The following is a 12,455-nucleotide window of genomic DNA, read 5'->3' as shown; positions in this document are numbered from 1 at the left end:
GCGTGTGGCGGCGCGCTTGCGACTAGTCGCCCCACACTTCTTCGGCGATCTCGCGCACGAGCGCCACCTTCGCCCACTGCTGCTCCTCGGTGAGCTTGTTGCCGATCTCGCAGCTTGCGAAGCCGCACTGCGGGGAGAGACAAAGATTCTCGAGCGGTACGTACTGCGCCGCCTCATGGATGCGCGCGATAATGGCCTGCTTGTCCTCGAGTTCGGCGTGCTTCGTGGTGACAAGCCCGAGCACGACCTTCTTGCCTGCGGGCACGCTTGCAAGCGGCGCGAAGCTGCCGGAGCGCTCGTCGTCGAACTCGAGGAAGAACGCGTTCACGTGCTCGTTTGCGAGCAGCGCATCGGCGACGTCGTCGTAGCCGCCCTCGCAGGCCCACGTGCTGTGGAAGTTGCCGCGGCAGACATGCGTGTTGATGCACAGGTCGGCGGGCGCGGCGTCGAGCACGCGGTTGTTCACGCGCAGCAGCGTTTCCTTGATGCGCGCAAGCCCCGCCTGGTCGGTGCCGAAGAACAGTTCCGCCTTCGGGTCGACGAGGCATCCCCACGAGCAGTCGTCGAACTGCAGATTGCGGCAGCCCGCGGCGTGAACCTGCTCGATGAACGCCAGGTAGGCGGCGACGATATCGTCTTCGAGAAGCGCGTCGCTTTCGTACGCGGCGTCGGTCGCCTTGCGGTTCATGGGCATGATGAACTGCTCGATGAACTGCGCAGGCGCGGGGATCGTCAGCTTCGCTGTGGTGCTCTCGTCCTCGAAGGACTGGACGAAGCGGAAGTGCTCGACGAACGGGTGCTCGCCCGCGAGTGAGACCTTCCCCGTCAGGTAGGTGTCGTCGATCTTGGCAGCCTCGTCGTGAAACGGCAGGCCGTCCTCGGTCGCGGAGTGTCCGATGCCCTCGAATGCCCACATGAAGTCAAGATGCCAGGTCGCGCGGCGGAACTCGCCGTCGGTGATGAAGCGCAGGCCGGCCTTCTTCTCCTTCGCAATGAGGTCGGTGATGCACTCGTCCTCGATAGCCTTCAGCGCTTCGGCGTCGATCGCGCCCGCGCTGAAGTCTTCGCGCGCCTGCTTCAGCTTCGCGGGGCGAAGGAAGCTTCCGACGACGTCGTATCGATTCGGTCCATAGTTCATTGTCATTGTCTGCCTTTCGGTTGGATGTTTGCTCGGGCTCGTCTCGGTGCCTCTTTCATTCGGCACCTGATGTTTTGGCTATCGCTGCGTTTATGTCGGTGTGAAGTATAGTCACGCGCTCGGAAATCGGGAAATACATGAATTGATGCAATTGCTATAGGAAAAACCTATCGACAAATGCGGACATCGAAGAAATATGCGACGGAAACCGGGGCTTGGCCTGGCACGGGATGAGTCGGTCGGCAAGGCGGGTGGGGCTACGTTCGCTCGTTTGTCCTCGTCTTCGTGCTGGACTTTCCTTTCGGGCATCTCCGCCCGCAACCAGATCGAGGGCACGGTTGTGAAGGTCCAGGAAGGCGCCGTGAACGGCCATGTGACCATCGAGGACGAAGAGGGCGCGCGCATCTCCGGTTCCATCACCAACGAGTCCATCGAGGCGCTCGGCCTGAAGGAAGGCGGCAAGGCTGTCGCCATCATCAAGGCCACCGACGTCATGGTCGCCGTTGACTAGCGATTCTTCCGCCCGCGCGCATTGCGTGAGGTGACTCGAGAGCCTCAAGCCCTGGTGGGTTGGGGCTCTTTTGCTGTTAGGGGCCTTTTCGCCTGCTCAGCTGGGGCTTTCGCGGCTTATGGGCGCCGTGCCCCGCGACTTGCGTGTTTCCCTCTCGCGTCCCGCCGCCTGCGCTCGTCGCGCGTCTAGCTCTCGTAGACGATGGCTCCCGTGTTCGCCGCCTCGTAGCCCTCGATTGCGTCGATCGCGCCGCGGAAGGACTCGCTTTCCGCAACCTTGCGAATCTCCCGCACAAGCGGTGCGGTGCGCTGGCTCTTCTCGACGGCGATGTCGAGCCATTCGGTTTGCAGGGGAACGAAGGCGAGGCCAGGCAGCTCCTTCGCCAAACGCTCGACGCCGATCGCCACGTCGGCGCATCCCTTCGAGACGAGCGTGGCTGCTTCGAGCCCGGTTGCGCATTCCAAGTCGTAGCCCTCGACCATCTCGGGGCGCGCCTCGAGGGAGAGCAGCTTCTCGTCGAGCAGCACTCGCGTGCCGCATCCGCGCTCTCGATTGACGAGCCGCACGCCTTCGCGCAGGAGGCCTCCCCAGGTGGTGAGCTTTTTGGGGTTGCCCGCCTGGACGACGAACCCCTGCTTGCGCTTGAGAAGGCGAATCACCACGACGGGCATGCCCGCGCGCGTGTACGCCTCGACGTCGCACAAGGTAAAGCGCAGTTTTCTTCCCACGCGGTACGATGCGAGCTCGCCCGATTGCGCAAGGCGGTACACGGAGTTCTTCGAGACGCGGAGCATTTCCGCAACCTCTTCAGCGGTGAGCGCGTCGTCGTCGAATATAATCCTCCTCTGCAGTTAGTTTTAACTCGAGATAATAGCACTACCAGGATAAAGTGGCGACCGCGATTGGCATCTGCTTGGGCGATGACGCGGGGTTGTTCTCGCAACCACCTATCGGGTTGATTGCAACCCGCGGCAGATGGTTGTCGACCTGCAGGCGCAATGGGTCCGAAGAGGGCGGAGGCGGCGAGCTCGCGAGGAACTTTGTCGGCGAATGCTTGCGGGCAGGCAAACAACCTGCGGATGCCCCATGACTTCGTCTAATCCGACCTCATCGAGCGCGGCAAGCGGGGAGTTCTTCCTCGCAGTGCATCTGAGCCCATCGGTGCGAAGGGATCTGAACAGCACGTTCGGGCTTGTCGACTTCGGCGGAGTTCGTCTATAGCGGCGAGTGCTTCGAGCGCTACTTTGCCAACCCCCGGGCTACTTACGCCTGCATCAATTACGGCGAAGCCCACGCGCCGGCGCAGATAAAGGACCGCTCCATCCTTATCAATGCCGATAGCGACGCTGTGTTTTCGGAGCTTCTTGAAATTTATGTATCACGGGACGGCTTTCAGGTTCTGTGAAGCAATTTTGTCAGGGCCGCTCGCGGTGGATTTGATACTCACGACCCGTTTCGCCAAAAGAATGCGATTGCTATTCGAGTAAATCGCCGCCGTCTTTCATGAACGAAGCCATGTTCAGATGCTTAACCCCATCCCTTTCCTGGAGCAGGGGGTCCAGCGTGAAGAGATAACGGGGATACCCGTCCCTGATGTATCCAAACGGCCTGTACTCGCGCTCCTCGACGCCCCTGTCGACAATCGACATCGAGACCTGGATGTAGGCGTAGGCGTTGCGCCTGCGAGCGATGAAGTCGCACTCGAGCTTCCCGATGCGCCCCACGGAAAGCTCGTACCCGCGCGACGCGAGATAGAGGTAGAGCACGTTCTCCAGCGCCGGCCCGTAGTTGATCCTCGCATCCGTGTTCATGGCGAAATAGAAGCCTGGATCGGCCAGGTAGTACTTCTCCTCGCGGGTAAGCGACCGCCGAGACTTGAGGTCGAACCTCGAGCAGCGGTAGAGGATCTTCGCGTCAACAAGAATCTGGATGTAGCGATTGAGCGTTTCTCGCTTGATGGGAATCTTCTCGACATCATTGAAGTGCGCAAGGAGGTTCTTCAGGCTCGTCGGCGCGCCGAAGTTGTTGATGAGATACGTCTGGACGGCATCGAAGACCGAGACGTTCTTGATCTTGTTCGAACGCTTGACGTCCTTTTCAAAGATCTCCTGAATAACGCTTTTGATGTAGGCGCGCTTTTCGTCCTCGCCTTCGTACTCCAGCGCCTTGGGGAATCCGCCGAGAGCCAGGTACTCGGCAAATTCTCCCACGAGGACGTCGTTGACGGGCTTGCCGAGAAAGCGCTTCATATCGATATATTCCGCGAAGTCGAGCGGGAACACCTCGAACTCGAGATAGCGGCCCGTCAGCTTGGTGACGAGCTGCCCGGAAAGTAGATATGAGTTCGAGCCAGTAATGAAGATGGACCAGCCGCCGTCCGTCCGGTAACCGTTGATAAGCAGCTCGAACTCCTCGACGTTTTGGATCTCGTCGATAAAGAGATACTTCGTTCCCTCAACACCTGCGAGGGTCGACGCGTCGATCAGCTTCTCGAGATCATCGGCCGTCTTGACCTTCCTGTTCGACCGCGAGTCGAGGTCGATATAGATGATGCAGTCTTTCGGGACGCCGGATTCCGCAAGCTCGTCCGCGATCGATTGCATGAGGCAGGACTTGCCGCATCTGCGAACACCGGTAATTACCTTGATCATCCCATCATCGTGGTAGAAGCCGCGTATGCGCTTCAGATACTTTTCACGTTGGTATATACGCAAGATGAAATCCTTTCTCGAAGGGTTCCATCTTATCAGTTATGGGGGTATTTTTTCATAATCTGCTAAAAAGTACACCGTTAACTTACTTCTATTCGATGCTTCAATTCTGCGGTCTTGTCGTTCCGGTTGCACCAAGTTTTCGGCCGAAGCCTTCCCGACAAAAATCGAACTCCTCTTGCGGAAAAGTGTTCCACGCCTCATGCGTTACCGCAGGATGGCGCTCTATAGGCAAAAAGCCGCATAGAGCGGAATAGACCTGAGACCATCGTTCATTCCGAAGGGCTTGGTTGAAAGCCGGACAAGGCGCACGCCCGGATGGCTCTTTTTAAGTGAGGACAGGCTTCGAGATCGCGTGTTCTCACCCGCTTTGACCTCAATCGCGGACACGCATCCCTGTCTCTCCACGACAAAGTCGATTTCCGCACGATTGTCTCGAGCCCAATAATGCAGCGGATAGCCAATGGCCGAAAGCTGCTGAGCCACATAGTTTTCGGTAAGCGCGCCCATGAATGTGCCGCCGATGCCGGCGAGAATATCAGCTCGCTGAGCACCGGCTTTGGAGACGAGCAGTCCGGTATCCGCCTGATAGATTTTAAAAGACGAGGGATGAACGAATGCTTCTAGAGGACTTTCAATTTGCCCGACGAGGCTGCAGCGCGCCACAGTGCCCGACAGCACCAGCCAATCGAGAGCGTCCCCAAAAAGGGACGCGTTGCCACCCGCTCGTACCACCTTGTATTGGAATTTACGGTTCTCTTTGGCAAGCTGCTGCGGAATGGAATCAAAGCACGCGCGCGTTTTCGAGCTCAAGCGCTCATCAGCATATTTATTGGTGTCAGCAGAATACCCATCAAGAATAATCCGGTGCTTTTCGGCGACATCGATGACTGACTGAACCTTAACGTAGGTTTGAACAGCCTCGGGCATCCCGCCAACAACAAGATACTGTCGATAGAGCCCAAGTGCTTTGTCGTGAAGACTCGGAGCAAGAGGCTCCATTGATTCAAATGACGAGCGTATCTCGTCGGCCAGTTGCTCGCACCCCATCGCCCAAAGAAACTCTTCGAAATCAAGCGGAGCCATTTCGATTAAATCAGTCTTTCCAACGGGGAAGGAATACGACTGATGATTAATGGCGACCCCAAGGAGCGACCCGGCGGCCGCGACGTAATACTCGGGGGCATCTTCGCAAAAGTACTTAAGGGAAGTGAGCGCTTCCTCGCATGCCTGGACCTCATCGATGAACAGCAAGGTTTTGCCGGGCACGATGCGCTGCCCCGTTCGCGCCTCAATCGCGCGTACAATCGAGTGAGGGTCGAGACCGCCCGAGAAGTCCGCCCGCGCCGGCCGATCGTTCTCGAGATTGATGTAGACGACCGACTCGAAAAGGGTCTGCGCATATGTTCTGAGCAGATAGGTCTTGCCACATTGTCGTACGCCTTTGACTAACAGGGGCTTTCTATCAGCCTTATCTCGCCATTCCTTAAGGAGCCTGTCTGCCTTGCGACGCATAAACGACCTTTCTTATAGAGTACCGTTCGACAATATTTTAACGCAGAGTAATTGGTTTTCGATTACTTATCTGCGTTAAAATATTTTATGAAGTGCTACCTCGTGACTTCCCGAGAAAGACATCGAGGCTCGCGCATTACTAGATGCAGTCCTATAATGGATACCATTGAAAGCGAACAGAGAGGAGCATCCCCTTGCTTTTCACCGACATCGATATCCTCGACGAGAATCTCGACTACCAGGCCCATCAGTGGGTGGGCGTCAAAGACGGCACGATCGACTACATCGGCGACGCCGCCCCCGAGAACGCCGCCGACTACGGCGAGACCTATGACGGCCGCGGCCGCCTGCTCATGCCGGCGCTCTACAACGCCCACGCGCACCTGCCGATGACGCTTCTGCGCGGCTATGCGGAAAACGTGCCCCTGCAGGAGTGGCTCAACAACCTCGTGTGGCCCTTCGAGGGCAAGATGACCCCCGAGGACAACTACTGGGCGACCAAGCTCGCCCTCGCCGAGATGGCGCGCTACGGCTCGGTCAGCGCGTCGGACATGTACTACGCCACCGACGAGCGCGTGCAGGCGGTGGGCGAGGCCCATATGAAGATGAACGTCTGCGAGAGCGTGCTCTACTTCGAGCCGAAGCCGTTTGCGGAATACCCCATGTGCGAGAAGATGGAGCGCATCGTCAAGCAGTACCATGGCGCGCAGGACGGGCGCATCCGCGTGGACTACAACATCCATGCCGAGTACACGTCAAACCCCATCACCTGCACCGATATCGGGAAAGTGGCGAAAGCGGCGGGCCTTCCCATCCATATCCACATCTCCGAGACGAAAAGCGAGCACGAGGAATGCAAGGGCCGCCACGACGGCCTCACGCCCGTGCAGTACTTCGAGAGCATCGGCGTGTTCGACGTGCCGGTGATCGCGGCGCACTGCGTGTGGGTCGACGACAAGGACATCGAGATCCTCGCCAAGCGCGGCGCGACCGTTGCCTTGAACCCTGCCTCCAACATGAAGCTCGCAAGCGGGTTCGCGCCCGTGCAGAAGCTTCTTGATGCGGGCGTGAACGTGGCGCTCGGCACCGACGGCATGGCCTCGAACAACAACCACGATCTGTTCCAGGACATGTACCTCATGGGCACGATTTACAAGGGGCACGAGCTTAACCCCGCGATCATCTCTCCCAAGCAGGTCATCGCCGCCGCCACGCGCGGGGGAGCGCTCGCGCAGGGGCGCGAGGATTGCGGGCTTGTGAAGGTGGGCATGAAGGCCGACCTCACGGTGCTCGACACGACCGGCGCCGCGTGGTGCCCCATGACAAACCCCGAGGTCAACGTCGTGTTTTCGGGCCATGGCTCCGATGTCGTGCTCACCATGTGCGACGGCGAGGTGGTCTATCGCGACGGCGTTTGCCCGGGTATCGACCTCGAGCAGGTGAAGGCCGAGGTCTCCGCGCGCACGAAGCGCATCATCTCCGAGCTCTAAGGCAGACGGCTTGCAAGGCAGGAGCGCCCCTCTCATCGCGAGAAGGGCGCTCCTGTTGTTTTCGGAATCCAGGTTCGTCAAAAAACAAGATCGAAAAAGCGGATCGCAACGCAACAATTGACGAGTCAGAATATCAAAGCCTGCAGGTGCTAGGGTCCGCAGGCTTTTTTAGGCGGCCAATTAGGATCTGCAAGTTTAGAAGGCCTTACTTCCTCCACGGCTGGATTCTCGCGACCATCCCTGATTATAGGCAGTCCGTTTTATTATGTATTTCGTCGGGAGCATAATGGTTCATCCCTACGAACTTTCTGGATATCTTACAATGCCTATGGACTTTGGGTTTTCCCTCGGCAAGTTGCTTTACGTATTCGACATGCCAACGGCCCATCGTTGAGCTGCCGATGTAAATTGCGCTGTACAGAAGAATGCGCATAAACTCAATGATAAACTGAAATCGACGAGGAGAAGAGGGGAAATATGTGCTGTCCGTGCATTCACTGTGGGAAGTGCATCGAAAGGCAAGGTCGATGCCTGGTGTGCCACGAAAAGCTGCCCGACATGTTTGCATCCATCTGCCCTGCATGCGGTGCACCGCAACCTCCCGCCCCCGGTTCGTCTGCGGGGTTCAGCTCCCGAATGAAGCGCGGTGATATGCATGAGTAATTCGGCTCCCGCCATGCTCGTCGATTACGAATACTGCCTGGGGTGCCTGGACTGCGAAGTCGCCTGCATGACCGAACGCGGTGTCGGCCCCGACAAAATGGGCATCAAGGTTATGAAGCTCGGCCCTTGGCGCACTGAAGACGGCTCGTGGCAATACGACTTCGTGCCGATTCCCACCGATTGGTGCGACGCGTGTGCCGGGCGTGTGAAAAGCGGCGGTCAGGCCGCATGCGTGCGGCACTGCTCGTATAGCATCATCTCGTGCGGCGAAGCGGATGAGCTCGCCGATTTGGTGAAAGCAAAGCAGAAGATGTCCCTTTTCATCTTGCGCAAGCGGTAAACGGATCGAACGGGGGGAATCGAAATGGGGACAAGGGACGACAACAGGCGCGCAATGGAGCAGCGGCTCTACGATGCGGCTTTAACACTGTTTTGCGAGCTCGGCTACAAGCAGACCACGCTTTCGGACATAGCCGCAGAGGCGGGAACTTCCACAAGAACGCTCTACAACTACTTTCCGACGAAAGAATCCATCCTAAGGAAGTTCAGCCGCGAGAACATCGTCGAGCTGAAATCGTTCACAAGCTCTTTACCTGCGGATATGCCGTTGAAGGAAAAAGTGCTCGAAACGATGGTGCAGGACTACAAGCTCATGTTCGGGCTGTTCGACGTAAGCTATATCCTGCATACCGCGCGCGACGAATCGGGCGTTTTCAACCGCTTCGAGCTTGAAAACGTCATGATCGTGGAATCGCTGTATTGCACGATATTCAAGCACGCGCAGCTGAAACACGGCGTCGAGCCGAACGACATGGTCGCCCTGTGCGCCTCCGTCGTGCTGGGGCTGTATCGCAACTGCACCGATCTGTATAGATTCAGGAAAAAGGGCGTCCTCGACGAGAAGGACCTGCGCCAGTTCTACTTAAGCCATCTCGACGTTGTATGGGATTCCCTCGAGAAATCGCTTTTGTCCCAGCCCACGGGGCTCTCGAAGCTGTTCAGCGCCGACAGGCATCTGTTCGGGAGCTTCTAATAAATCATTCGGAAACTAACGGCTAAGCCTTAGGACCCGTTCGCTGCCTGATTAACGTCCGCTCTGGTTAGCCCAGGTTTTCGGGGGACGGGTTTTCCGCATGCGGGGCACTTTGCGGCATCGGGGGGCAAAGGAGCCCGACACATCGGGCACAGCCCCGCAAGCTGCTGCGACAACTCGCGGCATTTCCCGCAATTGTTGCAGCTGTAGCATGCGCCCATCGTTTCGCTCCCTTCCTTTGCCTGGTGCGAGCGTAGCAAAGAACGGGTAAGTTTCACCGCGGCGATCTGTTCGTTGTCCATGCCCCGACTTGCCTGAAAACGGCGCCAAAACGGCGTTTCCCTTCTTTCCTTAAAGCGTCAAAACTTACTTTTAGCCTGATAAGCTACTTGCGGGAGAAATGAGCGGAAGGGGGAATGGTTCGTATGGGGAAATCCATCTCTGTTGATTCGTCAAGCTCGGAGCGCGCGCTCTCGTTTTCGTGGCGTGCGGTAGAACGCGACTTCCACAACGACAACCGACTTTCCTGGTGGCTCGCGCATCTCTCTTTGCCGCTTACCTAGCGATTTTCTCGCAATTCATCCGAACGACCTAATTCAAAGGCGCGCGGGGCGTTTGCGTCCGTGCGCATCGAAACGGCACATGCCTTGGGGGTTCGTTGCCCGAAGGCTTGCATCGACACACCTGGATGAGGGAAATTATGACTGGAAAACAGCGTGGAGAGATAACCACCACCATCAAAACTATGGGCTTTTGCGGCCCCTGCACGGCATCGGATTCCGCCGAAATCGATGTGCGCGACGGGAAGATATTGCGCACAAGGCCGTTCAGCTACGTGAATCATCAAAGCGAAGACGGGTTGAATCCGTGGAGCATCGAAGCTCGCGGCAAGAAATTCAAGGCGAAGGAGAAAACAGAGCTCTCGCCGTTCGCGATTGCGTACAAACAGCGCGTCTATTCGCCGAACCGCATCCTTCACCCGATGAAGCGCGTCGATTGGGATCCCGACGGCGAAAGGAATCCCCAGAACCGCGGGAAAAGCAAATACGAGCGCATCAGCTGGGACGAGGCCACCGACATCATCGCCAAGGAAATTAGGCGCGTTAAGGAATGCTATGGGTTGAACTCCATCCTGGTTCAGTCCGACGGCCATCATCTTATCAAGACGATTCACGGGCCGCGCGGAACCGAGGGCTATCTGCTCGACCAGATAGCCGTTAAGGAAACGGGCGTTGAGCTGGTGAACGACTTCTGGATGCACGAAGACGAGCAGGGCTCGGTTCAGATCGGCCGCGCGAAGGGCGGTGGCTACACCATGCAGGCCCGCAACCCCGATAGCTGGGAAGGCTGGTACTGGGGCGCCAAGCACATCTGGGGGCAGGACCCTGTGGGCGAAGGCGACCAGTACAACCTGTTCAACGACGTGGCGAAGAACAGCGACTCGGTTCTGTTCTGGGGCTGCGATGTGGAAACCACCCCGTGGGGCTGGGGCGGGTGCTTCCCTAGCAGGTACTGCTTCTTCCTTACCGACATCGGCGTGGAGCAGATTTACATCTGTCCCGACGTGAACTACGGCGCGGCGGTGCATGCGGACAAGTGGATTCCCATTCTTCCGAACACCGATTCGGCGCTGCAGCTTGCGATTGCGTACGTGTGGATCACGGAAGACCTGTACGATAAGGACTACATCGAAACCCACTCGATTGGCTTCGACTGGTTCGTCTACCATGTGAACGGCGGAGACGATGGTATTGTGAAGACGCCCGAATGGGCGGAAGGCGTGTGCGGGGTTCCCGCGCGCATTATCAAGGCGCTCGCCCGCCATTGGGCCAAGCGCAACGTTTCCATCGCGCATTGCAACGGCGGCTCGATGATCAGATCGACCTACAGCCACGAACCAGCGCGCTTGGAAGTGGCGCTTCTGGGCATGCAGGCGCTGGGAAAGCCCGGGCGCAACCAGGTGAAGATGATGGAATGGCAGCTGTTCGGCCTGACGAGCCAAATGCCTGCGCCCCGTTCCGAAGTAATCCCGACGCTCAACGACATTCTGTGGCCTTACGCGGCCGATCAGCGCGAATCGTTCGTTCCCGAAACGCTTATCCCCGAGGCTTTGGCGGGCGATTACGACCATGAGCATCCGCTGGAATGGTACGGCGTGACCTGCGCGGGCCTGCCGACCGAAGACCAGTTCGTCAAGTACCAGTACCCGGTTGTCGGGAGCGAGCGCATCCATATGGTGTGGACCGATTCCCCCAAATGGACAAGCTCGTGGAACGGCGGCAACGAGTTCATGGACGCCATTCGCTCGGACTACATCGAAACCGTCATCGCGCAGCACATCTGGATGGAGGACGACTGCCTTTTGGCGGATATCCTTCTGCCGATTAACACCAAGTTCGAAGAGCGCGACATCAACTGCGACATATCGTCGGGCAACTACAACGTGCTCATGATCGAGGGCCAGTCCATCGAGCCCCTTGGCGAATCGAAGTCGGACTACGAGAGCACGCTTGAAATCGCGAAGAAGCTCGACATGTACGACGACATAACGGGCGGCGAGACCATCGACGACAAGATCAAGCGCGGCTTTTTGGGCTCAGGTATCCAGGATAGGATTTCCTTCGAGGAGTTCCTCGAAAAGGAATGCTACGTTGTGCCGACGGCGAAGGACTGGGAAAACGACAAGGCGGGCTTCCAGCGATTCTACGAGGATCCTGAACAGTATCCCCTTACCACGCCGTCGGGCAAGATTGAATACTATTCGCCGCGTTTGGCTGAGCACTTCCCCGACGACACTGAGCGCCCGCCTTATCCGCACTGGATCGAGAAGGGGGAAACGCATCCCGACGAGCGGCTCACCACGCCGCGCGGCAAGAAGTACCCCTTCCTTTTGGTGTCGAATCACCCGCATTGGCGTCTGCATTCCCAGATGGACGACTGCACGTGGCTGCGCGAGATCGAGACTTGCAAAATCATGGGACCTGACGGCTACCGCTACGAGCCCGTGTGGATCAACCCCGCCGATGCGAAGCGGCTTGGCATCGAACACGGCGACATCGTGCGGATCTACAACGAGCGCGGCTGGACGATGGGCGGCGCATATGTGACCGAACGCATAATGCCGCATTCTGTTCTGCAGGACCACGGGGCGCGCATCGACCCCATTGAGCCCGGCGTTTCCGACCGAGGGGGAACGAACAACCTCATCGCGCCGAAGGCGGTTGCCTCGAAGAACTGCGCCGGCGAGGTGACGAGCGGGTATTTGGTAGGTGTGGAAAAAGTCGACGTGTTCGAATTGGCCAAGCAGTATCCCGAGGCGTTCAACAGGCCTTACGACCCAGACTTCGGGGTTATGCAGGACGCATGGTTTATCGAGGAACGCTAGGGGGAGGTT

Annotated in this window: 11 protein-coding genes; 6 read left to right on the top strand and 5 right to left on the bottom strand. The window is 58.0% G+C overall.

Going from position 1 to position 12,455, the window contains the following annotated elements; all coding sequences use genetic code 11:
• Positions 1-22: 22 nt before the first annotated feature.
• On the bottom strand, positions 23-1,138 hold the full coding sequence (locus Q0G18_RS01215; protein ID WP_297148758.1) for a 5-methyltetrahydropteroyltriglutamate--homocysteine S-methyltransferase: 1,116 nt from the start codon (positions 1,136-1,138) through the stop codon (positions 23-25).
• A gap of 196 nt (positions 1,139-1,334) precedes the next feature.
• On the opposite strand from Q0G18_RS01215, the gene Q0G18_RS01210 reads away from it, so the two are divergent.
• The gene (locus Q0G18_RS01210) at positions 1,335-1,649 is read left to right on the top strand and encodes a molybdopterin-binding protein (RefSeq protein WP_297148755.1); all 315 of its coding nucleotides are present in this window, start codon (positions 1,335-1,337) and stop codon (positions 1,647-1,649) included.
• 185 nt (positions 1,650-1,834) lie between these two features.
• Here Q0G18_RS01210 and Q0G18_RS01205 read toward each other — a convergent pair whose 3' ends face one another.
• The 3 genes from Q0G18_RS01205 to Q0G18_RS01195 all read right to left on the bottom strand — a co-directional run bounded on the left by Q0G18_RS01205 (position 1,835) and on the right by Q0G18_RS01195 (position 5,875).
• Positions 1,835-2,485 (bottom strand): helix-turn-helix transcriptional regulator, encoded by a 651-nt coding sequence (locus Q0G18_RS01205; protein WP_297148782.1) that lies wholly within the window; start codon positions 2,483-2,485, stop codon positions 1,835-1,837.
• A gap of 639 nt (positions 2,486-3,124) precedes the next feature.
• On the bottom strand, positions 3,125-4,363 hold the full coding sequence (locus Q0G18_RS01200; RefSeq protein WP_297148753.1) for an ATP-binding protein: 1,239 nt from the start codon (positions 4,361-4,363) through the stop codon (positions 3,125-3,127).
• A gap of 222 nt (positions 4,364-4,585) precedes the next feature.
• Positions 4,586-5,875, bottom strand: a complete 1,290-nt coding sequence (locus tag Q0G18_RS01195; protein ID WP_297148750.1) for an AAA family ATPase — start codon at positions 5,873-5,875, stop codon at positions 4,586-4,588.
• A 194-nt stretch (positions 5,876-6,069) separates the two neighbouring features.
• Between Q0G18_RS01195 and Q0G18_RS01190 the strand changes: the two genes are divergently transcribed.
• The 3 genes from Q0G18_RS01190 to Q0G18_RS01180 all read left to right on the top strand — a co-directional run bounded on the left by Q0G18_RS01190 (position 6,070) and on the right by Q0G18_RS01180 (position 9,061).
• Positions 6,070-7,365: an amidohydrolase gene (locus Q0G18_RS01190; protein WP_297148748.1), complete on the top strand. Its 1,296-nt coding sequence runs from the start codon at positions 6,070-6,072 to the stop codon at positions 7,363-7,365.
• A gap of 655 nt (positions 7,366-8,020) precedes the next feature.
• The gene (locus Q0G18_RS01185) at positions 8,021-8,368 is read left to right on the top strand and encodes an oxidoreductase (protein ID WP_297148746.1); all 348 of its coding nucleotides are present in this window, start codon (positions 8,021-8,023) and stop codon (positions 8,366-8,368) included.
• Positions 8,369-8,392: 24 nt separating this feature from the next.
• Positions 8,393-9,061: a TetR/AcrR family transcriptional regulator gene (locus Q0G18_RS01180; RefSeq protein WP_297148744.1), complete on the top strand. Its 669-nt coding sequence runs from the start codon at positions 8,393-8,395 to the stop codon at positions 9,059-9,061.
• A gap of 29 nt (positions 9,062-9,090) precedes the next feature.
• On the opposite strand, the gene Q0G18_RS09475 is transcribed toward Q0G18_RS01180, so the two are convergent.
• Positions 9,091-9,207, bottom strand: coding sequence for a hypothetical protein (locus Q0G18_RS09475; RefSeq protein ID WP_366768862.1), 117 nt, complete (start codon positions 9,205-9,207; stop codon positions 9,091-9,093).
• 279 nt (positions 9,208-9,486) lie between these two features.
• On the opposite strand from Q0G18_RS09475, the gene Q0G18_RS01175 reads away from it, so the two are divergent.
• Together Q0G18_RS01175 and Q0G18_RS01170 are read left to right on the top strand one after the other, a co-directional pair.
• Positions 9,487-9,624, top strand: a complete 138-nt coding sequence (locus tag Q0G18_RS01175) for a hypothetical protein (protein ID WP_297148742.1) — start codon at positions 9,487-9,489, stop codon at positions 9,622-9,624.
• 137 nt (positions 9,625-9,761) lie between these two features.
• Positions 9,762-12,446 (top strand): molybdopterin-dependent oxidoreductase, encoded by a 2,685-nt coding sequence (locus Q0G18_RS01170; RefSeq protein ID WP_297148740.1) that lies wholly within the window; start codon positions 9,762-9,764, stop codon positions 12,444-12,446.
• Positions 12,447-12,455: the final 9 nt, after the last annotated feature.

The organism is uncultured Ellagibacter sp. (assembly GCF_934636505.1).
Lineage (GTDB): Bacteria > Actinomycetota > Coriobacteriia > Coriobacteriales > Eggerthellaceae > Ellagibacter.
Note: the sequence above shows the minus strand (reverse complement) of the source record. Positions and strands in the feature narration are given on the sequence as shown.